At 43.4% G+C, this 24,503-nt stretch carries 20 protein-coding genes and 1 tRNA gene; 12 read left to right on the top strand and 9 right to left on the bottom strand.

Annotated features, from left to right (window positions below):
* Positions 1 to 99: 99 nt before the first annotated feature.
* The 6 genes from flgE to KO501_RS06765 form a co-directional block, all read right to left on the bottom strand.
* A complete protein-coding gene (flgE, locus tag KO501_RS06790) occupies positions 100 to 1,485 on the bottom strand; it encodes a flagellar hook protein FlgE (protein WP_216028876.1) in 1,386 nt (461 codons plus the stop codon).
* 11 nt (positions 1,486 to 1,496) lie between these two features.
* Positions 1,497 to 2,189: a flagellar hook assembly protein FlgD gene (locus KO501_RS06785; protein WP_216028875.1), complete on the bottom strand. Its 693-nt coding sequence runs from the start codon at positions 2,187 to 2,189 to the stop codon at positions 1,497 to 1,499.
* Positions 2,190 to 2,214: 25 nt separating this feature from the next.
* Complete coding sequence (flgC, locus tag KO501_RS06780; protein WP_216028874.1) at positions 2,215 to 2,637, bottom strand: flagellar basal body rod protein FlgC; 423 nt, start codon at positions 2,635 to 2,637, stop codon at positions 2,215 to 2,217.
* On the bottom strand, positions 2,637 to 3,041 hold the full coding sequence (gene flgB / locus KO501_RS06775; RefSeq protein ID WP_216028873.1) for a flagellar basal body rod protein FlgB: 405 nt from the start codon (positions 3,039 to 3,041) through the stop codon (positions 2,637 to 2,639). The genes flgC and flgB overlap by 1 nt, the downstream gene beginning before the upstream one ends.
* Before the next feature lie 96 nt (positions 3,042 to 3,137).
* The gene (locus KO501_RS06770) at positions 3,138 to 3,968 is read right to left on the bottom strand and encodes a protein-glutamate O-methyltransferase CheR (protein ID WP_216028872.1); all 831 of its coding nucleotides are present in this window, start codon (positions 3,966 to 3,968) and stop codon (positions 3,138 to 3,140) included.
* Positions 3,969 to 3,988: 20 nt separating this feature from the next.
* A complete protein-coding gene (locus tag KO501_RS06765) occupies positions 3,989 to 4,909 on the bottom strand; it encodes a chemotaxis protein CheV (RefSeq protein WP_216028871.1) in 921 nt (306 codons plus the stop codon).
* A 162-nt stretch (positions 4,910 to 5,071) separates the two neighbouring features.
* Here KO501_RS06765 and flgA point away from each other — a divergent pair, with 162 nt between their 5' ends.
* From flgA to flgN, 3 genes are all read left to right on the top strand, one after another.
* Positions 5,072 to 5,806, top strand: a complete 735-nt coding sequence (gene flgA / locus KO501_RS06760) for a flagellar basal body P-ring formation chaperone FlgA (RefSeq protein WP_216028870.1) — start codon at positions 5,072 to 5,074, stop codon at positions 5,804 to 5,806.
* Positions 5,807 to 5,899: 93 nt separating this feature from the next.
* The gene (gene flgM / locus KO501_RS06755; RefSeq protein WP_216028869.1) at positions 5,900 to 6,235 is read left to right on the top strand and encodes a flagellar biosynthesis anti-sigma factor FlgM; all 336 of its coding nucleotides are present in this window, start codon (positions 5,900 to 5,902) and stop codon (positions 6,233 to 6,235) included.
* Positions 6,236 to 6,246: 11 nt separating this feature from the next.
* Positions 6,247 to 6,678: a flagellar export chaperone FlgN gene (flgN, locus tag KO501_RS06750; RefSeq protein WP_216028868.1), complete on the top strand. Its 432-nt coding sequence runs from the start codon at positions 6,247 to 6,249 to the stop codon at positions 6,676 to 6,678.
* Positions 6,679 to 6,744: 66 nt separating this feature from the next.
* On the opposite strand, the gene KO501_RS06745 is transcribed toward flgN, so the two are convergent.
* Positions 6,745 to 7,221 (bottom strand): LPP20 family lipoprotein, encoded by a 477-nt coding sequence (locus KO501_RS06745; RefSeq protein ID WP_216028867.1) that lies wholly within the window; start codon positions 7,219 to 7,221, stop codon positions 6,745 to 6,747.
* A 254-nt stretch (positions 7,222 to 7,475) separates the two neighbouring features.
* Here KO501_RS06745 and KO501_RS06740 point away from each other — a divergent pair, with 254 nt between their 5' ends.
* Positions 7,476 to 8,642 carry a flagellar assembly protein T N-terminal domain-containing protein gene (locus tag KO501_RS06740; RefSeq protein WP_216028866.1) on the top strand — a complete coding sequence of 389 codons (1,167 nt, stop codon included), beginning with the start codon at positions 7,476 to 7,478 and terminating at the stop codon, positions 8,640 to 8,642.
* An 18-nt stretch (positions 8,643 to 8,660) separates the two neighbouring features.
* Here the strand turns inward: KO501_RS06740 and KO501_RS06735 are convergent, their stop codons facing one another.
* Both KO501_RS06735 and KO501_RS06730 read right to left on the bottom strand, forming a co-directional pair.
* A complete protein-coding gene (locus KO501_RS06735; RefSeq protein WP_216028865.1) occupies positions 8,661 to 9,707 on the bottom strand; it encodes an AraC family transcriptional regulator in 1,047 nt (348 codons plus the stop codon).
* Positions 9,704 to 10,603, bottom strand: a complete 900-nt coding sequence (locus KO501_RS06730; RefSeq protein WP_216028864.1) for a GGDEF domain-containing protein — start codon at positions 10,601 to 10,603, stop codon at positions 9,704 to 9,706. The genes KO501_RS06735 and KO501_RS06730 overlap by 4 nt, the downstream gene beginning before the upstream one ends.
* A 315-nt stretch (positions 10,604 to 10,918) precedes the next feature.
* Here KO501_RS06730 and KO501_RS06725 point away from each other — a divergent pair, with 315 nt between their 5' ends.
* The 8 genes from KO501_RS06725 (at position 10,919) to KO501_RS06690 (ending at position 24,411) form a co-directional block, all read left to right on the top strand.
* A complete protein-coding gene (locus KO501_RS06725) occupies positions 10,919 to 13,615 on the top strand; it encodes a TonB-dependent receptor (protein ID WP_216028863.1) in 2,697 nt (898 codons plus the stop codon).
* Positions 13,616 to 13,699: 84 nt separating this feature from the next.
* Complete coding sequence (locus KO501_RS06720) at positions 13,700 to 15,574, top strand: phytase (RefSeq protein ID WP_216028862.1); 1,875 nt, start codon at positions 13,700 to 13,702, stop codon at positions 15,572 to 15,574.
* A gap of 243 nt (positions 15,575 to 15,817) precedes the next feature.
* Positions 15,818 to 15,894, top strand: a tRNA-Arg gene (locus tag KO501_RS06715).
* 447 nt (positions 15,895 to 16,341) lie between these two features.
* Positions 16,342 to 17,763, top strand: a complete 1,422-nt coding sequence (locus KO501_RS06710; protein WP_216028861.1) for a site-specific integrase — start codon at positions 16,342 to 16,344, stop codon at positions 17,761 to 17,763.
* Positions 17,760 to 21,146, top strand: a complete 3,387-nt coding sequence (locus KO501_RS06705; protein ID WP_216028860.1) for a hypothetical protein — start codon at positions 17,760 to 17,762, stop codon at positions 21,144 to 21,146. Before KO501_RS06710 ends, KO501_RS06705 begins: the two co-directional genes overlap by 4 nt.
* Positions 21,143 to 21,796, top strand: coding sequence for a hypothetical protein (locus tag KO501_RS06700; RefSeq protein ID WP_216028859.1), 654 nt, complete (start codon positions 21,143 to 21,145; stop codon positions 21,794 to 21,796). Before KO501_RS06705 ends, KO501_RS06700 begins: the two co-directional genes overlap by 4 nt.
* On the top strand, positions 21,797 to 22,222 hold the full coding sequence (locus tag KO501_RS06695) for a VPA1267 family protein (protein WP_216028858.1): 426 nt from the start codon (positions 21,797 to 21,799) through the stop codon (positions 22,220 to 22,222).
* The gene (locus KO501_RS06690) at positions 22,219 to 24,411 is read left to right on the top strand and encodes an AAA family ATPase (RefSeq protein ID WP_216028857.1); all 2,193 of its coding nucleotides are present in this window, start codon (positions 22,219 to 22,221) and stop codon (positions 24,409 to 24,411) included. The genes KO501_RS06695 and KO501_RS06690 overlap by 4 nt, the downstream gene beginning before the upstream one ends.
* Positions 24,412 to 24,503 lie beyond the last annotated feature (92 nt).

Here is a 24,503-nt window from a genome sequence, read left to right as displayed (position 1 = left end):
AACTGAGCAATTTAAGTGCCAAGAGTGTAAGTAGGGGAACCGCAGATAATGAAAAGGCCGCTGATGCGGCCTTGGTATGCAAATTATACAGATAACACCTTAACGAATATTAAGGATGGTCTGGTTTAACTGGTTGTTCACTTCTAGGGCACGTGAGTTTGCCTGGAAGTTACGCTGAGCAATGATCAAATCAATAAGCTCAGTGGTAAGGTTTACGTTAGCTTGTTCTAAAGCAGAAGAGTTAATTTCCCCAAAGGTTCCGGTGGTGGCTTCTCCCGCCAGCGCCTCTCCAGACTCAATGGACTCTTTCCATTGGGTGCTACTTTGTTGAGTCAAACCTTGTTCGTTGGAAAATCTCACTAGTGCGACCCGAACAATGGGTTCTGACGTACCGTTGGAGAATGTCGCTCTTACCAAACCGTCAGCGCCAATATCAATACCGGTCAAACGACCCACAGGTAAACCGTCTTGCTCTAATGACGTTACTTCAAAAGCCGACGCAAACTGTGTTGGCTCTGTGGTAGTCGCAGAAGAAGGATCTAGGTTGAAGTCGATGGCAATTTGCTGGCTTGGATCCGAACCATTGGAGAGAATCGTCGCCCCTAGCGCTTCAGTCTCAATTTTGTAATCCGTGGAAGTTAATCCATCCGGTGACTCGATACCAATAAAATCACCTCCCTGACTGAATGACAACTTTGCCACCGTGGCAGGATAACCGGAACTGGTTCCCACTGTATTAGCCGCCGTAGTGACATCCGAATCCGTGCCGTCAGAGTTCACTAAATCGACTAAATCATCATCCACGGCGGTGGCCACATACCAATCGTTGGTGGTGGTCGCTGCAGGATCCTTAATAAAGTAATACGTCATTACATGGCTATCGCCTAAGGAGTCGTAAACCGTCACCGATGTTGCCGCATTATAAGTCAGTGGATCATCAGGATTAAACTGCGCAGGATCGATGGCTTGATCGCCGGCGGGCAAGTTCATGCGAATATCCACTTCAGAGGTTTGCTGCGGCGAACCTGATGAATCAGGGATCCGTACCGGTTCGGTGGTACTTAGCGCCACAGATGAACTAGTGCCATCGGTGTTCACAGGAAAACCAAGCAAGTTATCACCGTTGCTGTTAACGACAAAGTTGTCTTCGTCCAATTTAAACTGGCCGGCTCGGGTAAACGAGAAATCTCGTGATGTAATTTCAGGTACCGTGGCGAAAAACCCATTACCAGTAATCGCTAAATCTAATGCGGTGTTGGTAAACTGCAAACTCCCTTGGGAAAACTGCTGGGCAACTTCTTGGGTTAACACACCGTCACCCACTTTCGTTTTACCACCGGCAAGCAGTGAAGAGGCATACACATCGCCAAACTCGGCTCGGGACTCTTTAAAACCTACCGTATTGACGTTCGCTATATTATTGGCGGTTACGTCCAAATCTTTTTGCGCGGCAGAAACACCACTTAGTGCTATATTAAATGACATAGTATTTTCTCCTACTCACTGCCAATTTGGATGACGTCATCGAGACTAATGCTCACATCACCCGCCAAATTTAAAACGATGCCTTGACTGTTACCTGTCATACTCACGCTACCCACATGCCTATTCACTGCAATGGGTACAGAGGTTCCTTCGCCATCAGCCGTACCATTGGCATTAATGACATATTCCCCCGCTGGCATAGCATCACCATTGTTGTTGGTACCGTCCCAAGTGAACTCAATGTTTCCTGCGCCTTGGGTGCCAGCATTAATGGTTTTGACAATTTCTCCATATTGGTTTTCTATGGTGATAGCAAGGTCTTGGACCGTTTGGTCGTTAACTAACACACCACTAAACCCAGCACCTTCTTCGGCCATATAACCAATGTTGCCCTCAACCAAGACGTTTTGACCAATTAGGCTGGATGCTTGCAACGCTTGATTTGAGGTCATCGATGCAGCAAATGACTCAAACTTCTCGTTTAATTGCTCGATACCATCAGCCATGGTAAAGGATGTCATCTGCGCAACCATTTGATCGTTATCCACCGGTTTAGTGGGATCTTGATTGGCTAACTGCTCGGTTAACAACGAAAAGAAATCTTCCTGGGAGAGCCGTTGTTCACTGCCATCGGCAACGGCAACGCCTTCTTCCTGCCAGTAAAGCTCTGATGTTAAACCAGCATCGTTTGAAATTGTGCTCACTGAAATATCCTCATGTCAGCCTTCATTACTGACTACGACCTAACTGCAATACCTGACGGAAAATCCGTTTGGTGGTATCTGCAACCTGTACATTTGTTTCATACCCTTTCGAAGCTGACATCATATTCGCCATTTCTTCGACAATGTTTACATTGGGCTTGTAGATATACCCATTTTCATCTGCCATGGGATTATGAGGGGCATATTCGATTTGCAACGGTGCGTCACTCTCTACCACCCCTTTAACTTGTACCCCAGCCCCTTTACTTTGATCGCCGGTGGCTTGGGCAAGTTCTGCGGCAAAGACAGGATAACGAGCTTTATAAGTGTCTTCGTAGCTGCTACTCACGCTGTTGGCGTTGGCGATATTACTGGCCGTGGTATTCAGACGGACACTTTCTGCCTCCATGCCGGTACCAGAAATTGACATTACATTAAAAAGACTCATTACTGCCCTCCACTTAAGGCTTTTTTCATACCTTTCAATTTACTCTCTAGAAACTGAAGCGATGCTTGATAGCGCATACCATTATCGAGAAATTCATTCCGCTCAGTCTGTACTTCTACCGTATTGCCGTCGCCGGTATCAGGTTGATTTGGGATGCGAAAGTCCACGTCAAAACTAGTTGTATTGAGTTTACCGTTGTAATGGGCTTCATGGGTACGAGCCATTGACCCAGTACGCTGAGATGTCTGGGCAGATTCCATAGCACGTTGGAAGTCGATGTCCCGCGCTTTGTAACCTGGCGTGTTTGCATTAGCCAGATTACCGGCAATGACTTCCATTCTCTGTTCACGAATGTTCAGTGCTTTTTGATGGAAACCCACTAATTTGTCTAAATTGATGGCCACGTCTGACACCTCAGTTGCTATAAAGTTGACCTTACCGAAGGTTAAAGCAAAGGAAGTGCCAAGTATTTTTGACGCTAGGTAGATAACCGGAAACGCTTAGGCTTTACGCTGAAAATAAAGGCCTGGATGGCATTTCACCATAGAGAAGAGCTTGTCGGCGCTGCCTATGGATTCAGACGCACCGAGAAAGAGAATGCCACCCGGTTGCAGTTGAGCGGCAATTTGTTGCAGTATTCGGGCTTTCACTTCTGCCGGAAAGTAAATCAGTACATTGCGGCAAAAAACGATATCGAATTTACCCAAGCTTCCATAGCTATGTAACAGATTTAAACTACGAAACGACACCATGTTTCTCACATCGCGATTCACTTGCAGCAGCCCATCTTTGTTGGCGGTAAAATAGCGTTGTCGCCGTTCAGCGGATAAACCCCGGGCTAGCGACAACTCGTCGTAAACACCTTTGTCACACTTTTCCAGCATTTTAGAGGACAGATCAGTGCCGACAATTTCAACACCACCACGCAATTGGGCTTTTTGCCGCTGAAATTCCAACACTGACATGGCAATAGAGTAAGGTTCTTGGCCGGACGAACAAGCGGCGCTCCAGACACGTAACCGACGTTTTTTTGTCGCCTGTTCCGGTAAGATGGTTTTTACCAGCAGCTCATAAGGGTAATTGTCACGAAACCATAATGTCTCGTTAGTGGTCATAGCATCAAGCACGGCCTGAAGGAGCTGTCGGTTAGCCCCTCGAACGGTTGCCGAGATAAGGGCATCAATACAGTCAAAGTGATACTCGTGCATCACCGACGATAGTCGGCTGCGAACCAAGTATTGTTTGTTCTCGCCAAGAGAAATGCCGCATTGCTGTTGCAGAAACTGACCGAATTGACGATAACTGTCTGCAGACACATCTTTGTTTTTCAAGCTAATAACGCCTCAAAAGCTTAATCTTTAAGCCACTTATTCACGGCCGTGGCAAGCTCATCAGGATGGAACTTAGCAATAAAGTCATCTGCCCCAACCTTTTGCACCATAGCCTGATTAAATACACCACTTAATGACGTATGCAACACCACATGCAGCTTTTGTAACTCAGGCGTGTTCTTAATTTCCGCCGTTAGGGTATAGCCGTCCATTTCTGGCATTTCAATATCAGACACCAACACCCCAACTTTATCGGTCACATCGCCGGTTTCAGCTGCAATTTCTTTTAATCTATTGAGTGCTTCGAGGCCATTTTTAGCCACTTCGATTTCTAGGCCTAGCGCCGTAAGCGCCTTTTTCACCTGGCTTCTTGCTACCGAGGAATCATCGGCAATAAAAATCATTTTATCCTTGCTGCCTGATGTATCTAAACCCGAAGCTACCTCAGCACTCACGTCCGTTTTAAGGGGCGATATCTCATTGAGAATTTTCTCAACATCGAGGATCTCCACCAACTCATTTTCCACTTGGGTAACCGCAGTTAAGTAACTCGCCTTACCTGTCCCTTGTGGTGGTGGCATGATGGTATCCCAATTGGTATTGATAATGCGCTCAACGGCACCCACCAAAAAGCCTTGTACCGAACGGTTGTACTCGGCAATCACAATAAACGCGTTATCTAAATCTTCGATTTTGCGCCCGCCGGTGGCCATACTCAAATCAATCACCGAAATGGTTTGGCCTCGGATATGGGCCACACCACGTACTAACGAGTTCAATTTGGGGATCCGCGTTAATGGAGGACACTGCAACACTTCACGCACTTTAAACACGTTAATGCCAAAACGCTGACGACCATTCAGTCTGAATAGCAACAGTTCTAGTCGATTCTGCCCCACTAACTGCGTACGCTGATTAACGGAATCAAGAATTCCAGACATACCTCACCTCTATATAAATTTTGGGCACGAACATTGCGTTGACAATATCACTTAATGATTTGAAGTAGAATCGCCAAAAAAGTGACGCTGACATCTTCGACCCGTCAGATACTGTTATTAATCATAGTCAAATTGCGTTCAGGTGAACACGAAAAAGTGAAAATGAAGAAAAAGATTCAATATTCAAATACAAAAAAACGAGAAAGACGCCACCTTGGTGTCGTTGCTCTGCTCATAACCATAGTCAGTTTTCAGGTATTTGCACAGTCTTCTGACCAATTGCGTCAGCAATTACAAGAAGGGGCTGAGCAGTATCTACGCGCGGCTATTGGCGATCGGTTTCAAAATGATAATGTTCAAATAACCGTACTGCCCATCGACCAACGCATTCAAATACAACATTGTGATAGCGGTTATCACTACCAGGCCGATGAAGGGGCACTGTCTCAAAGCTATGTCTCTGTGCGGGTAAGTTGCCCAAGCAGTAATTGGTATTTGTTTACCAATGGCAGGATCGCCCGCACCCGAACGGTGGTGGTTACCGCTGGCATGATAAGTCCAGGCACGGTGCTAAGTGCGCAAAACTTAACGCTCTCAGAAGTTGACGTTAATCTTATTCGTCATACCAGTTATACCGACCTTACGCCACTGATTGGTGCTCGCATGAAACGGCGCGTGAGACAAGGACAAGCCATTCAAGGTAATATGCTGTGCTTTGTTTGTAAGGGCGATCGTATTACAATAAGCGCTAACGCCGCTGGCATGCAGGTAAAAACCGCGGGGATAGCCCAGCAAGACGGCGTAATTGGTGATAATATTCAAGTGCTTAACGCATCGTCGCGAAAATCGATTATCGCCGAAGTGGCCAGCACCCAAACCGTGATAGTCAATCTGTAGGCTACTGCCTAAAAAAATTAGTAAATTAGGCTAAAGTTGCGAAGCAATCTGCCGATAAACTAAACGAGGTATTATTGGTAGTGGAAAATCAATATGGCAATTAATAATGTAAACAATGGCAGCCCTAAGGCCCCCATTGACAATGCGAAGTTGAATAATCAACAGTCGCAAGCACAAACTGCCGTGCAACAAGACGTAGCGGCAAAAAATACACATACCACGGCTCCGAGACAGGATTCCGTGTCGCTGACCCAGTCTGCCCAGCAATTAAGCCAGGTACAGAAGAAAGGGACAGAAGCACCGGTGAATCAGGAAAAAGTGGATAAACTAAAAAAAGCAATTCAAAGTGGTGAGTATAAAATTGATGCTGATTCACTGGCTCAAAAAATCGCCCGCTTAGAAGCGCAAGTATTTGGTTTAAAACCCTAGAGAGTAAATAAATGGTGCATGAACTTCAGCAAGCCCTCGAACAACAGTTAGCCAATCTAACTCAATTGTCGGCGTTGCTCGATCAGGAATTGCACCTTATTAGTTCTCGCAACGCAGAATCGCTCATTAACTTGCTTAAAGAAAAAGAGCAGACCCTCGAGCAAATTCAGCTCACTGATCAACGGGTATCCCAACACTTCGAACCCTTATCGGCATCACAAGACGTGCCTGATGATATCAATGCAATGATTGAACAATCTAAGCAGCAGCTCGAAGAGTGCCGTTACAAAACCCAAGTAAATGAAAAAGCGGTAGAACAGGGGCAATTGCGTCTGACCCACTTAAGAAACTTGATGTTAGAAGTAAGAGCGAAAGAATCACTGACCTACGATAAAAGTGGCAAACCTAAAGGTTCAGGTCGTGGGCGGGGGATCAGCGCGTAATCTGTTGCCACCTTGGTATTTTCATCCCAATCAGTAGACGTCCCCCCAACATAGCAACAAACGGTCTTAATAGTAGGTAACGTCGCGTATCCGCTTTGGCTTCGTCGCCGACAAATAAATATCGTAAACTCTACGCATATCTAACTCTAACTCGGTGGCATAGGTATCTTCGCCAACTGGATAACTTTTTACCACCCGCGCTCCTCGAATTACGCCTTCCACAGACGCTTTTAAGCGAGAATCCTGCAACACCAGGTTCGCCACCGATTGACTGCCGTCTAATTTCTGCCCGTAGACCTGTTCGGCTAATTCACGGTAGGCGTCAAGTTTTGATGCTCGCATGGCCATCAAAGTACGATCGTTATCGGTGTTTCCGCGCTGTAGGGTAATAGGAGCATAACCAATGGCATTGAGAACGGGATATTCCTCAGGCTCCACGGTTTCCCATTCCACATGCTTATCGATCAAGCTACTACAGCCGCTAATCAATATAGCGCCGAGGACACTGATAACCACAAGGAGTTGTTGGCTAATTTTATTCATAACGAACCTTCTTCAATGATAAACATGAGGGGCAAAACCGTTTATTTTGCACCCTAGCACTCTGCGTATCTAGCAACTACTGTGCCCTAACAGCAGCGTCAAAATTTATACTATTAATTTAGGAACAATATTTGCTGTGTTTATCATCAATAAGCTAACCGGTAAGGCTAACCTTAGGTACGCGTCAGTCGTCGTCACCTGTCAGGCAGCTTGCTATCACATGACTTACGTCATTAGTGTGCCAGAGAACAGAAATGGGTATAACAAAACACGGTTTAATGAAAAATTTGGCAATGCTAGCGATGGGACTATTACTTTGTGGGCAAACTTCTGCCGCCTGGTTTGAAGCTCAGGGGCAAGCATTGATCTCACAAGGGGATAGGCAGGCTGCGAAAAAGCTAGCCACCGAAGAAGCCATTAGACAAGCATTAATGTTTGCTGGTGCATCAGTGCAAAGTGTGCAGGTACTGACCAATGGATTGTTACAAGAAGACAGGTTGCAAATCAATGCCGCCGGTGAAGTTAACGATCTTCAATTAGTTGATGAAAGATGGCACGACGATTACGTTACGGTGCGTATTCGGGCAGACATTTTTCCCCGCGCGGCCCAATGTGCTGCCGCTGAATTCAAAAAAAACCTGGTAACGACCTACTTTCCTCTCGCCCACCGCCAACAAGCCCAAGACGGGCAAATTCACTCACTTACCGACGTCGCCCCACGGCAGTTACAACAGCAAATGTCCGCCTTGTCTGAACGTGTGGCCATCGGCCGCATTGAGCCTTATACCGTGCGTTGGGATCGGGCAAATGTATTATCTCAGGCTCCGTCCCTTGCTAGGCAAACCCGGGCACAATTTATTCTTGCCGCCGTAATTACCGATGTCAGCCTGACACGAACCATCCCGTCCTCGTTGGCGTTTTGGAAAAGTGAAGAAGCACTTCGCGAGTTTGCCATGGATGTATTTGTGGTTGATGGCATGAATGGCGCTTTGCTGTTAGAGAAAAACTATCACACGCAGGCGCAATGGGATTTCGACCGCTTTGCTCAGATAGATGTAAGCAGCGAGGTTTTTTGGGGCAGCGAATATGGCAAGGCCATCAGTCGACTTTATACCAATGTCGTTGAAGATGTAGAACACACATTGGTTTGTCAGCCTGCCACTGGACGGGTCCTTGCGGTAACAGGTAATCAGCTACAGGTCTCTATTGGCCGCGCCCATGGCATTCGTCCCGGCGATGAATTAACCCTATATAAGACCAGCGAGGTGGTCGACCCCCAAGGCATGACGTTTCTGCAATACAACTTGTACCCAGCTAAAGTAAAGGTTGTTAGTGCATCGGTAGATAGTGCCACGGTGGAAGTGACAGACGGCGGCTTACTAAGCAACATTCAACCTAACGATTTTGTAGCAAAACGCTAACCCCATGTGCTGGTAGCGCTATTTGTCTATGGGTAAGCTTAGTGGATTTAATTGCCGTAATTCACTGGGCGTACGCCCCGTCCAACGCTTAACCGCTCGGCGAAAATTCGTAAGATCATCGATAGCCATATTAATGGCGCTTTGCGCATTGGAAAGTTGACATACCTGTAGCAAAAAAATGGCTTGTTCACGCCGAACTTCGTCCACCAACGCAGTAAAGGTAACCTGATATTCTTTAAGCCTTCGCTTTAAGGTTGCCGGACTCATGGCCAACTGCTCTGCGGTGTCAGCCACCGTTAGATGGGGATGTTGAGCAATGGAGACCCGCACCCAATGCACCAGTAAAGATCCTTGCGACCAATGTTGACGATAATGATGTAACGATGCCCGCAGTAAAAAAGGGTTATGCTGGTTAAACGTTGTTGTTTGCCCCTGCTCATCAATGGCCATACTCAAGCACGGTTGATCAAAGTGCAATCGACGCCCTAAATGCATTTCATATTCTGCCAGTTGACGAGGGCGAGAAAAGGGAAAATAAAAATGAATGGGTAAGCGGTATCCACACCATTGCTTGGTAAGGGCAATAAAAGCGGCCATTACAATGTCCACCGCAAGAGGGAAGCCTTTGCTTTTCCCCATGCTATTTCGCAGCGTAAGCAACAACCCGTGGGGCTGGCGATAAACCCCAAAATCCACCAACGGGCATACTTGCAACAAATAATGAGACAAGATGGTGCTTGCTTGGGTTAAATCTCGACAGTAACCTAACGCCTTAGCAAACCCACTGTAGTGAGACGTCGCTAGGGCTTGCCCTATCTGCAGCCCAACACCTTTACTTTTACTATGCTTCACCACGTTACTAAGTAAGGCTGATAATTGATTTGCCGACACCCACCCCGAATGACAAATGTCTGTATCAAAAATACCCGTTCCACGAAGCAGCTTATGCTGATCAATGCCCTGGCTTGTGACCACGTCAACCACCGCTCGACACATCGGGTAAGCCGGTATCACTTTCTCATTATGAGTTACCAGGTGATGAGGTTGAACAATACTGTGTTTCATGCGGCCTGGTGTCGCGGTTTATCTAACATTTCTTGCAGGTTTGCAAGTATCTGCGCTACCGGCTTATTTCCATCAATGCGCAGGGTGGCAGTGCGTACCGATTGAAATACGGCGGTGGTATTCACACCGCTTTTAAAGGCCAAATGATGTACCGACACCTCAATTTGTCGGGCCACGGCAGCCGCGGTGGAAAAATGCGTATTGGGCAATAACAGCACAAAACGATCACCGGCAAACCGGCACACGAGGTCGTTTTCTCGCACATGCATCACAAGTAATCGAGCAATTTCTTGCAAAAAGCGGTTTCCCTCTTGATAGCCATGAATTTGGTTAAATTGAGAAAAACCGTTTATATCTAGCATAAGCGCACATCCGGTCAGTTTGCGACTACATAGCTCCTCAACCCGTTCTTGCCAATAGTCTGCCTGATATAACTGGGTTACTGCATCAATTTGATGATGATCCCGATACGTCCACTCTCGGCGTTGTAGTTGTTTATTCAGCGCTTTTTGCTCTCCATGCCAAGCCACAAGGGCGATGGTCATCACCACCATGCCCACAGCAGCCGGAATAGACTCCAGCATACTTAACCAGTCGGAAGCCAGAGAATAGCTAAATACTTCATCGAGAAAATCCAGCATCGTTGTAAATGCAAAGCAATTAAGGCCAACAATCAATAAGGTAGTCACTCGACCAGGGGGGCGACTGACGATCGCAGCCACGATCCAGCTTAATGCAAAAACCAAAACGCTTCCCTCGCCCACCACATCCAGCCATGCAATTTGTGCTGCGGCTTTTGTAATTCCATGGGAAAAACACAAATATAACGCCAGCGCTTGAGTCGCAATACTGCCGCCAATCAAATGACTTTGCCGAGCACGATAAACCGAATTCATAAGGCCTCAGGGTAATTCGCAAAAACACGTTGATAACGTAAAACGTAGGTTCATAGAAAGGGTCATTTTGGCTCAGAATTATGACAAACGGATGTCGAAAATCGCCCTTCGACGAGATATTTTCATCAATTTTCATATTTAACAATAAGTTAGATACAGGTCATATTGGCTCATAAATATGTCTCACCGACAAAAAGTGCCAAATTCCACCGATTGTGACAACGGCTGTCACATCTCAGTCATCAATTTGTCATCCAAGCTTTCTAGCGTAGCCCCCCACACAACCTCAATCATCTTGTTATCAGGAATGCACATATGCTTCGCTTATCAAAATTAACCCTGCATTGTTTAGCTGCCGCGGGACTGTCAACCGTACCTTTCACCCTCATGGCAGGAGATATCGAAGGAAAATTGACCAGTGAAAATCAAGCCCGTGTCTTTGCCGGTGCCATGGTAAAAATTCCGGCGCTAAATTTAAGTACCGAAACCCGCCGCGATGGTACCTTTCGGTTCACTGATCTTACTGCTGGGGCATACACCCTGGAGGTGAGTTATCTTGGTGCCCCCACCGTCACCCAAATAGTCAAAGTGAAAGACAGTGGCGTTGTCAGCCCAGTTATTGTGCTATCTGATAACGATAAGGCCATGGCTGATATTCTAGTAAAAGGGCAACGTAGCGGCCAGGCCCGAGCCATAAATCAACAACGTACTTCAGACAGAATATCCTCCATTGTCTCTGCCGATGCCATCGGCCAATTTCCCGATCAAAATGCCGCAGAAGCCTTACAGCGTTTACCCGGTTTATCTATCGAACGGGACCAAGGGGAAGGCCGCTTTGTGGGGATCCGCGGCATCGATCCTAACTTAAACAACGTCACCATTAACGGATTGAATGTCCCCTCCCCAGAGTCCGGTGTGCGCTCTGTGGCGCTGGATGTTATTCCTTCAGAACTGATCCAAAGCCTAGAAGTATCAAAATCCGTCACCCCCGATATGGATGCCGATGCCATTGGTGGCTCCGTGGAAGTAAAAAGCGTAAGTGCTTTTGATTACCCCACCGATACGGCCAAATTTACCGCTCAGGGCAGTTACAATGAACTGGTAGATAAAGTCAGCCCTAAATTATCCACTGCGGTCACCCATAAATTTAGCGAGTCTTTAGGCGTTGCGGCGGCACTGTCTTGGTTTGAACGGGACTTTGGTTCAGATAATATCGAAAGTAACGGCGAGGATAAGCTGGAACAACGGGATTACACCATTACTCGGGAACGCTTAGGTACCGCAGTCAATGTTGACTACCGCCCCGATTTTAACAATCAGTATTATATACGCACCTTGTACAGCAAATTTTCCGACGATGAATACCGCCAAGCCAATACCTTTACTTTTGACGGCGAAGACTCGGATATTGAGCGGGAAAGCAAAGATCGTTACGAAACCCAAACCATCTTCACCGTTGCCGCTGGCGCAGAGCATCAATTGGACACCTGGCTGATTGACTGGCAACTCGGTTATGCTAAATCCGATGAAGATGAGCCCAACGCCCTTTACTACACCTTTAAACAAGACAACGACAGTATTTCAGCGGATCTTAATGCCATCATTCCCCAAGTGATACAAAATGATGATGCCATGGATCTCTCCCTTTATGATCTGGATGAAATTAGCTTTGAAGACAATTACACCAAAGATGTGGAAACCAGTGCCAAGTTTGATATTAGCCGCAAAATTTCCTTAGGTGACTACCCGGGGGAAATAAAATTCGGTAGTAAATACCGCAGCCGTGAAAAAGATCGCAACAGCAATGTGTATATTTACGATGGCGATTTTGATGGCGTCACAGGGGAAGCTTTTGTTGCCGCCTCACCGGATTACAATTTAGGTGATTTCGGTGATGGGTTAAACCGCGCTTCCCTAAGAAGTACCTTTAACCAGCAACGTGACAGCCTCGAATTGGCTGAACTGGATTCAGAAATTGAATCTAACGGCGCATCTTATATTAACAATGAAGATATTTTCGCCGCTTATACTATGGTCACGGCGGATATTGATGACCTGCGGATCGTTGCCGGTTTACGGTACGAGCGCACTGATTTTAGTACCCAAGGCATGCGGGTTGAATTAGTGGAAAATGCACAAACCGATGAGGAAGAAGTGCTCAATACTGACTGGTCTGCCGACCGGGACTATGATCACTGGCTGCCCAGCATTAACCTGCGCTATAACGTGAATGACAAGGTGGTGATCCGCGGCGCCTATACCCAAACCCTTTCTCGCCCCAAGTTTGAAGACGTAGCGGCCTACCAAATCATCGAAACAAAGACCGAAGAAGAAGACGATGGCAGCTTTGTAACCGAGCGTACCGCTGAAGCGGGGAACCCAGAGTTAAAGCCCTATGAAGCGAATAATATCGATTTAACCTTAGAATACTACCCGGGCAACATTGGGGTTATCTCTGCCGGCTACTTCTATAAAGACATCGACAACTTTGTAGTTTACGCCGATGTAGCCGGTACCGAAGGATGGGAAGGCTACGATGAGGTTACGCAAGGGATCAATGGTGACTCGGCTTCCTTACATGGTCTAGAACTGTCCTGGGTGAAAACCTTTGATAACGGCTTTTTAATGTCGGCTAACGGTACCTTTTCCACCTCTGATGCCACCACCTATGTGGATGGTGAGAAGTTTGAAACCAGTTTGCCCAATCAATCAGATCGCATCGGCAACCTCACCTTAGGTTATGAAAATAATGCCGTGAGCCTGCGTTTAACCATGACTTACAAAAGCGAGAATTTCGAAGAAATTGATGGGGATTTCATCCGCATGGAAGACGATCACCAGCAAGTGGATTTCTCTGGAAAATACTATGTTAACGACAACATGCTGGTTTACTTCAACGGCGTCAACCTAACCGACGAACCCTACTATGCCTACTTCGGACAGCGCAATGTCAATGCCCAGTATGAAGAATATGGCCGTACCTTTGAACTTGGGTTTACCTGGCAAATGTAACCATTCATGCGGGTAAGTGCTCACTTACCCGCAATAGTTTTATCTAAAAAGAACAAAGTTACCCGCTAAAGGAACCTATTAACTGTGAAAATACTACCGACACTTCTTTCCATTACGCTAGCAGGTCTTTCTCTGACCGCGTGTACAAGCCAGCCCACAACCACCTCATTGCAGCCTCAGGAAATGAAGCCCTTTTCCTTTCCCGGCCAACAATTGACGCCACTGACGGTGGCATCATCACTTTATTACTTGGTCACCAGCGAAACAAATGGATTAACAATCACCGACGAAAACCAGTCTGTTGTTGCTAACCAAGGCGGCCACTATAGCCAAAGTGATATTCTGCTTACCGCTGACAACAAGCTCATCATCGGGGCCCTGAATAATGACACCTACGGGATAAATTTATTTACTTATGATCCCCAAGAGCAGCGCTTTGCCGCCCTTGCGTCCCTGCCTGCGGCGGATGCCGATATTGAAGCGGTGTGCTTAGCGAACCAAGACAACCTGTTGGTTGTCACCACCATTGATACCATCGGCCGGATGAAGCAACAGGGTTTAATCAACAGCGCCTGGGTGGATATTCGTCAGGTAAATGTGGGTACGGGGATCAAATCTTGTCAACAGGACAGCCAAACGCACACCCTTTACCTAGCCGATGAACATACCGGCCTTTGGCAATACAATAGCCATTTTGAAGCCAGTGATGGACATGATTTGCTTACCACGCCAACCCAAACTGGCCTAGAAGGGGTGGGCGTGGAAAGTACAGGTGCAGTAGTGGCCGTGTCGCCTAAGGACAATGCCTTGTGGGTGGGTGATAACAACACCTTTACTGCCTACCCTTTAGCTGGCGAGTATCAGTTAGAGTCGGTACGCATTACAGCCCATAACAATGGCCTCATTGCCGGTATCTACGACGATAATACGGCGTCATTGTATACTGTATCTTTACCCCGACTTCCCCGCCTAGCCGCCGTCAAGACGGACCCGGTAGATGGCAGTCTTACCGCCTTCGCACAAACCGATCCGGTGGCCCGTTTTGGCGATGCCGCTGACGACCCGGCCATTTGGTATTTGGACGAGGCACCTGAAACCTCTGTCATTTTGGGCACCGACAAAAAGTCAGGGCTGGACCTGTATGATTTATCCGGTAAACGCCTTCAGCATCTTGCTGTAGGCAGACTCAATAACGTGGATGTGCGCCGTCACTGGCAAACGGATAATGGCGTACTGGCGATTGCCGCCGCCACCAATCGCACCACCAAAACCATTGATATTTTTGTCCTTGATCCCATGACGCGGCAAGCCAGCCTCGCCTCCAAGCTGCCCTCATCATTAAACGATTTATACGGCTTATGCCTTTATCAGCACAACAACACCCTTGATGTGTTTGCCAATGATACCGATGGACAGGTTGAACGTCACCGGCTTACATCCCAAGGCACCAAGATTACTGCCCATCTTGTGGAAACCTTCTCGGTACCTTCCCAACCAGAAGGCTGCGTGGCCGATGATGAAAACGGGGTGTTATATTATGGCGAAGAAGCCGTAGGCGTATGGAAACGTGACATAAGTGGGCAGGTTTCTGCGCCTAAGCTCATTGCCACCGTCGGCGGCAAAGTGGAAGCCGATATTGAAGGCATGGCGTTATTTGATGTGGACGGTGAGCGTTATCTGGTGGTATCGAGTCAAGGCAATGATCGCTACCCCATTTATACCACCACCGAAGATCACACCTTTTTAGGTACCTTTAATGTGGTTCCTGATTTTGCTACCGGCATTGATGGCACCTCGGAAACGGACGGTTTAGAAGCCATCTCATTCCCCCTTGGGAAAGCCCTACCCGACGGCCTGTTAGTGGTGCAGGATGGTCACAATGTAATGCCATCATCACAACAAAACTTTAAACTCATTTCTGGTTCCCAGTTGGCAGAGTTTATTCGCAAATACCGATAAAGCAGACAAACCTCAGTAAATACAACACGGCGAGCCCTTCCCCTCGTCGTGTTTTTAATCACTGAACCATTCTTTTAAAACCTGTTGAAAAACGAGGGGTTAACAGCGACACCTTTTCTACGTATAATTGCGCCCGAGTCCCTATAGTTTAACGGATAAAACAAGGCCCTCCTAAGGCTTAGATGTTGGTTCTTATCTACTATAGGGATTAGTGCAATACTAGTGCAATACTAATTCATCTGCCGAGGCGTAGCTCAACTGGATAGAGCATCCCCCTCCTAAGGGGAAGGTTGTGGGATCGTGCCCCACCGCTTCGGCCACTTTTTTGCAATAAAATCAATTACATAAATATTTTTAAGAAATATTATGCCATTTTCTCTGGCTCATATTGTAATTTCTTGCAATAACTTATCCACTAAGCACTGATATTACTTGGACTACGTAGATTATATGTATGGGCGCTAGGCTCAGTGAGACCCTGTTCAATTTAAAATGTTCTGTCGTTAATCGTAGCAACAACAATCCAAGAAATAGATTTTGTTTCGGGAATTAAAACTCTTTTAATCTCCGCTCAAATTACACACAACCTTTTTTAATACTACTTTTACCACCCCGCCTAAACGCCACTTTTCCTATTTAAATCATTAATATACCTATTTACGAAAAAACCAATTTTTTTCATTTTTTTTCGTGCTTGCTATTGTCGTTTCATATATGCGTTCACTATAACTTGTGCACAACGTACAAGAAATCATAGTGGAGCAGTCATGATTAAACTAAAGAAAATCTCTTTCAAGAATACTTCATTCGGTATGAAGTCATACGACTTACTAGATATTTCAACCGGAGAAAGCGTTCCATCTTATGCAGAATTTCTGCATGAAATCATGGCAAACCAAGTTAGTGAAAATAGACAGGCACAGAATTCAATCAATGCGGTCGCATCAGATTTAAAAGTCTTTTTGGAGTATGTTCTGAATGCTCAAGACCTTCTATTTAAAAATAAGGTAAGTACTGAAACAACTTATCTTTCTGAAATTATCCTTTCCTACCCAAGTTATTTGTCGCTAGCCCAAAATTCGCAGAGCAAATTGGCACGCGAGACAGCCAAAATAACGAATAGAGCTCCAGTAAAAGGAAAAAGTGTAGCTAGAAACCTAAGTACAGTTAATAAATTTTTGAATGCTTCAGCGGCAAATCATGAAAGAAATTCGCAAGCTAACACACTCGATTTCATTAATATCGATGTAGCATCAAAAAACATTCACAAAGAGCTTCTTAATCGTAGAAAGTTAAGCACTTCTGAACGCATTAGACTGCAAAAAGACTCGGTCATTGGGCAAGTCATTCGAGGTGGAGCTCGTTACACAAATTCCATATTATTCCGTACACCATCTCGCATCAGTTTAACTTCAAGTAAAGATTACAAGCACTTCCCTATCGATTACATCCAGCCTCTGCTTGATAACGCACAGACATACAGAGATCGGGCCCTCTGGTCACTTTTACTCGGAACGGGCTTGAGAATGAGTGAAGCTGGTCAAATATTAGTTCAAGACATTGATTTAGCAAAAGAAGAAGTGAAAATTCTTAGTTACCGACATCGTATTGCATGCTTTGAAGGACTTAATGACAAAAGTATTTTCAACCTTTCATTTAAAGGTAGAGCAACTGAGGAAGTATTTTTTATTTATCCATTCAAAACTGTATTTTTTGACTCGATTGAAAAATATTTGAAATTCGAAAGACCTTATGGCTCTAAACACAGCTATCTATTTGTAACAAATGGAAATAGAAGTAAAGGAGAGCCGCTATTTAGCTCTTCAAACACAACTCAAAACTATTCGTTCAAAAAAGTACAGAACAAAATCTCGTGCCCATACAAAGATGGTTTAAATAAAAGATATACACTTCATTCACTTAGGCATTTTTATGGCCATTGGCTTATTAACTTCCATCGAACTGAAACAGGTGAAAAACTCAATATAGAAGACGTGCAATACATGATGGGGCATAAAGAAAGAAAATCGACTGAGCACTACGCAGTCATCAACAAAGAGATTGCAAAAGAAAAAATAAGGCTCGCTAATCTCGTTCTTCAAAATAAATATAGAGAAAACACCAAAGAATTCCTAACAAATCAACAAAACAATGTGCTGACGACATTACTTAAAGGAGTTTCACTATGAGGACAAACACAAAGATTATCACTAGTCCTTCTCAAGTTAAAAAAGCAGCGCACCTATGGTTGAAAAAGGCTATGTCTGTCGAGAAAAAACCAAACTGGAACAATGAAAGATATGCGTACATCGCTAAGCTAATCTCGATCAGCTTAGAAAAACACAATTGGTTGGAAGATATCGAGAAAGTCTCTCTTTTTTATTCAAAAAATGACCGTAGTAAAAAGAATATGATTTCGATGTGCAAATTTATCAAAGTACCACTTAAACATGGAGAGCAATGTGCATCACATATATTCCAGCATATTAGCCTGTTACTGATACACCTTTCTTTCGAAGGTCATATTGAACTTCGATTCGGACATCAAATTCACTTACCATCTAGACCGGAATCTTTCGATTGGTACCATAAACATGGTTTGATTACCGAAAGTGTAGCGTTTGTGTACATGACTTCTACTGAGATGCGACTAGATTTCTTTAAGAAGCATTTATCAAAAGTGCACGTAGAGTTTTTTAAGAAATCAGGCCCTAAATTTCGTTCAACATGGCAAAGAGCTGCAATGAACTTGATGGAAGCTATTATTTATTCAAAAGTATCAAAAATTGAAGACGTTACTGTAAATACTCTAACTAGATACTATCTTGCTAATTCAGAAGCTTCAGCATATTTCATCGCAAAAAATAATAAACATAACAAAGTAAGCACCGTAACCTACGCTTTTTATTTAGATTTCTTTAATCAACACAAAGACAAAAGCTTTAAAAAACAATATCAGAAAATCGTATCATCAGGAGGACTCTCCGCGAAAAGCGTATCGAAAGAACCACAAAATAAAAATTTAAAGAAAATTTTTCACACAGAAACAGAAATAAAAAGCATGACCTGTTTCCATTTAGAACATGAAAAATTTGAAATAGAAACAATTTTACGAGAAGTAAATATATTTTCAGTTGGTGATTATTCATTTTCTGCAAGAGACAGCTTCAGAGATTTTACACCTGAAAATATTGAGATTGATGACTATTGGAAAAAAACTCAATTAGACTACCTGAATACCAGTAATGAAAAAGGCACGCGGAAATCAAGACAAGGCCGTTTAGCATACTTGAACTCATACTTGTATGATTACTTACCTACATTTTTCAAAAAGTATCCAAATTGTGGTTATAGCTACCCTAAGAGCCCTTCTGAATTCTTAAGTTTTTTATTTGTCAAACCATCAATAACGCTAACAATGGCACATTTTGAAAATAAAAAAAATGTAGCATACCCGGTTAGCTTATTAAATTACATATATACAATAACTGACGAAAAGTCAGCTTTAAGAGGGTACACAAAAACAAATGCAGGAAGAGACACCGTTGCCACAATTCAGCGTTACTTTGAATTTATTATGGCTCGGTTTTCTAGCATCCCGGAATGTAAAATTGCGACAAACCCTATAACAGATTTTGATAAAGATTCACGAAAGGGCTACAAATATCATCACACTGTTAAAGAAAAAATCTCACTAGACTACTGGGTTTTGTTACGCCAATTTCTTTATGAGGTTACAAAGGCGGTGCTTGATAATGCTGAAGCCGTCGTATTCAATAATGCGAGGAATAAAGACGTACTAAAAATCAACAAGAACATTGAATGGTTAGGTTACAAAGTTCATATAGATAACTTCGACGCTACCGATTTAGGAATGTTTAGCTTCAGTGATTGGAAAAGTCCTATCAAGATCACTGAATACCAAAGTCTAGTAACACTGACGCTATTGGCATGGAGTGGGTTGAGGTATTCCAATGTTGCCTGGCTTGATGTAAATAACTACTCATCAGAATGCCCGCCAAAATATTCAAAAGATGACTTTGTTGACTTATATGTTAATACCGACAAGGCAAAAACGGAACCATACACAAGTCAAATTCCAGGTTTCATTATGAAGCTTTTGGATAGAGTCGCCAAACTTCGTCTAAAAATTGATAGAAACGGTTTTAACGAAGCGATTCCTTATCAAGGAGCTGAATATTCGAAGTGGTCTTCGATTAAACCACTTCTACAAAAAACCGTGAATAATGGTAACATATTCAGCTCCAAAGGCGGGTTTCTAATTTCTGTACTTAAGGAATTTGAAAAGTGCTTAAATGCTCATAATTTAGTAGCATCCAAAAGTTCCAGACCGCAGATCGAATATTCTTCTTCGATATATTATTTGCCTATTTATGCAAACCAAGCAACGTTTCGTAAAATTAGAAACATAATTCATGCTGAGCAAGATTATAAAGCAGTACTCCGTAGCTTAGATAATCAAGAAGAGGCAGAGTTTACGCCTATAAGAGAGGCTGTTAAATGGACACCACATTCACTGAGAGTTACTTTCGATAGCGTTTGTTCTGTCCTCGCAGATATGGAGTCAGTAGGTAAAATATCGACAGGGCAAGGAGCAGCAACTGTCGGTTACTACACTATCAACACCCCTGAAGAAACTGCGACCTTAAAGGAAATTAAAACCGCAAATAGTTTTAAGGGGCAGTTTCCACCTCAACTATCTGACGCTCAAGCTAAAAGGTCAATAGCGTCTGCCAATGAGGTGAAGTTAAATGAAGACAAGTTTCTTGAAAAGCATGCAAATAAATCAGCAGCTCATGATTTTGGGTGCATAAGTCTATCGCCAATAAAGATTAACGGCTTAGACACACCAATTAATACGCTAAACAATGCACCAGCAAATAAACTTGCATTCAATCGCACTCACATCTGCCCATTTGACAACGATTGCCCGAAGGAAGTTTTGTCTGAACTACAAGGCGAGAAATGTTGTGCAATATGCCCTTACGCGATTATCTGTAAAGACCACGCTATTGGTATAAGTGCCGAATTAAAGAGGTTGGGCGATATTGCGGCGGAAATTAATAAGTCTATAAATAGTGAAAACCAACTTTTAAAAACTGAAAAAGCTATATTGATGCAAGAAAGAGATAGAACAATAAAGGCTATAAGTGGTTGGAATGTTAGACATTCTTTTCTATCTAAAGAAATAAATCGTCAAGATTTTTACACTGGTCAAAAGGACAAAAAACTCATTCGTCATATTTCAGGATCAACTGAGGGTCAGAATGTAATTAATAGGTTGATAGAGACAAATGGAATAAGCTCTTTGACTTCACCAAAATTAGAACGTCAGACGAGAGCTTTAAAGCATAAGATTCTTGCGTTACTAAACAGGTCCCCTGACTTATTTAACAATAGTGAATTCAGTCCAGAAAATGATATAGACGTCACTTTACAATTAATAAAAGTCATTTGTAGAACAAGTAATATAAGCGAACAAGAGCTTTCATCCGTGCTGGAAAATAATGACATCAAGCTAATTAAACCTGAATGGTTGGAATTGCTATGAGTAAAGAAAACCAAATAGAAAATTCCAATTTCACTTATCGCAAAATTCCCCTCACTGACAAAAGAACTAAAGCCATCAAGGAAATACTAAACAGACTAAAGGAATATAAAGTCAGCTTTAAAAACAAAACAGCTTTGAGTGAATATGTTGCTGATCAATTATCAGATAAAGAAGTTGGCAAAGTCTGGTCCAGCACAATTAGAAGAAACATTAAGTACAGTTCATTATTAATCGAATACTTAAATGAAGTGTGCCCTGAAGCTTTGGGCAACAAGGCGGACACATTTATTTCCGAGCAACTAAATTCAAGGCGTATTAGTAAAGTTTTAGCTGAGAAAGATGAAAAAATATTGGAACTAGAAAAAAGACTATTAGAAGCAGATAAACTGTTAAAAAACAGGCTCACTCTAGAGTACGCAGAACAGTACTCTCTGCACCTAGCAAGCTCGGATACATTTAACCGTTCTAATGACGAAACTGAGAAGAAGCTGTTTAATTTCTTATACGAAGCAATACGAAAATTAGAAAGTGCAGGAATAGTCGAAACGATAGTTGATAAGGGGTTGGTTTATGACTGGGAGCTAAATAAGCCATTTGTGAATAATAATGAGCTCCCCAAGTTCTTCGACTGGTTAGGGGAGCAGTTATAGATGGCTAATGGGCAGCAACTGGCAAAAATCAACTTCGAGACATTTATATCTTGGAGAGACACACAACGGCTCGATGATTTCAAAAAAATAATAAAAGACGGAAAGCTAAGTCGAACAGAGATTGCTAAAAGCTCAGGATTGGGGAAGTCGTCGCTATATCAAAACCCTTCAATAAGAAATGCTTTATCAGAGCTAGAGGAGCGCTTGAGAGCCTATCAAATCTTACCTGCTTTGAATGAGTCTGCTAATCCTTCCCGTTTAAAGCATAGCAAAGAGAATCACTCTAAGAGTGAGACGAAAAAAATATCGGCTCTGGAAACTCAAAACCTTGAGTTAAAAGCACAGGTTCGCTACCTCGAGGAAAGGTTAAACTGCTTTACTGAGCTATCAGAATCAATGATTGAATTGGGAATATTGCCTCGATGACAGAATCTTATTACCAAGAATCTATACGTGTTACGAGCGTCTCATTTTTATCCAAAAATTTAATAGTATTTAAGGGAATACCTTTAAGAAGCGACGCCTTTCATATTGCGAAAGGAAAATACCACGTTACCGTATTGCATAATCCCACCCAACTTCCGGTCCCACCAATTTCTGGACAAGTATGGCAAGTAAGGGGATTAAGAAGAATTAAACACTTAAAGATTAGGGATTACTTAGCGAGTGAACATGAATACCGCTCACCGGACAATGTAAAGTGTGTACTCCCTGAAACAGAAGAGCAGCTAGTTCAGTTCATAACTAGAGAACCGGACTTTAAAGGAATTGGAGCGAAGAAAGCTAGGGATCTTTGGCTTCTTCTCGGTCACAGATTCGACAAAATACTTAGCAAAGATACAAAAAAACATAGATTATTGCTAAGTGCTATACTTTCAAGTAAGTCGATTGACTCTTTATACAAGGGTTATTCCAAATATCGAAACTTAAAATATTGCAATTGGATGACCTCTCGAGGAATCCCCTCCAAAATCCAACTTCGATTACTCAAGTATCATAACGAAAAGATTATTGATGCTATCGAAAATAATCCATATTTACTAATTGGTTTTGGCATGAGTTTCGAAAAAGTAGACGCCCTATCACAAGGTCACTTTTACATCGACAAAGCAGACCTTCGCCGCTTAAACGCGGCACTTGAATCCGCTATGAAAATAGAGATCGACAGGGGTCACACGTACTCTAGTCCTGAAAACCTTAAGACAAACCTTTTTCGCATAATTAACGACAAGCAACTGGTTAGTAGAGCGCTAAAAGCAGCCAGCGATTCATCTCTTTTTGTTGTTAATTCTAAAACAGGTACTTTCCACCCAATTGCACAATATTTAATGGAGACTGTCGTAAGTAAAAGACTAATAAAATTAGTCAAATCCCCGCAAGATATTGATGTAAAAGAAAAACAAATCATTCTCGACTCAATCTCCGAGATACCTCACGAATTAACTAAGATGCAACGAGATGCATTTTACTCAGCAGTAAATAATATGGTTTGCTGCATCACTGGCGGAGCAGGAACAGGGAAAACAACTCTATTGCGCGTTATTGCAAAAGCATTCAATCAACTAGGATTTGAAGTCAATGCTGTTACATTATCAGGAAGAGCTGCCACGCGATTAAAAGAATCAATAGAGTTTCAAACTAAGACAATAGCTAGCCTGCTAAGAGGTAAAGCAATCACCCCTTCTCGACAGGCGCGTCAAATACTGATCATTGATGAGTCTTCAATGATCGACTTACCAACATTATATCAATTGATAAATCATACTCATGAATCTGTACGATATATTTTTACTGGCGACCCAGATCAGCTTCCCCCTATCGGATACGGTAAGGTACTTTCAGATCTAGTAAAATCTCGAGTAATACCAAATACTCGCCTTGATATAGTACAACGACAAGATAGTGCGTCTGGTATTCCAGAGTATTCCCAGCAAATAAACAAGGGAACCGTTCCACATGCGCTAAGTCAGAAATGTATTCATTTCCACGATGTACCAATAGAACAAATTGAAACTACATGCACAAACCTCTATCAGCTATTTCCAGCAAGTAGCCAAGTCGTATGTTCTACTCTCGCTATGGGGCAAAATATAAACAAAAGAATCCAGGCCAAACTGAATCCCCACGGCCAAGCAATTGAGTTTGTATTTGATAAAGAAAGACAATTGAGAGGCGATTTAAGAAAAGGCGATAGAATTCTATTTACAAAGAATCACTATGAAAAAGGAGTTCAAAATGGTTCCCTTGGTACAATATGTTTAGTGACTCGAAATAGTGAAGAACTGGGTCTTGTTAGGCTGGATAGTGGGCTGGACATCACACTGGATCAGGATCTACTAAACGATATTGAACTTGGGTACTGCATCACACTGCACAAAGCTCAAGGGTCACAGTTTCCTCGGGTCATTGTAGCATTCAATAAAGGACGAATTGTCGACCGTGCTTGGCTTTATACTGCTATCACTCGCGCTGAAACTGAAGTTCACATTGTGGGATCTTCACTGGATTTTAGTGAAATAACCAAATCAACCAGGCAAAGTGACTCTCGAAACAGTCACTTAAAAGAACTCCTGAGGAGCGCTCTCACAAACTACCCACAAGGTGTCACGAGGTAATATCAAGCTTTTAACGTTGGTAAGAACAAATTTGCAACAAACTGAGATTTGCGTAGCCGCCATATTTAGGTGTAGTAGCTCATATCTAATCT

Source organism: Alteromonas sp. C1M14 (assembly GCF_018860965.1).
In the GTDB taxonomy this organism is placed as follows: domain Bacteria; phylum Pseudomonadota; class Gammaproteobacteria; order Enterobacterales; family Alteromonadaceae; genus Alteromonas.
Note: the sequence above shows the minus strand (reverse complement) of the source record. Positions and strands in the feature narration are given on the sequence as shown.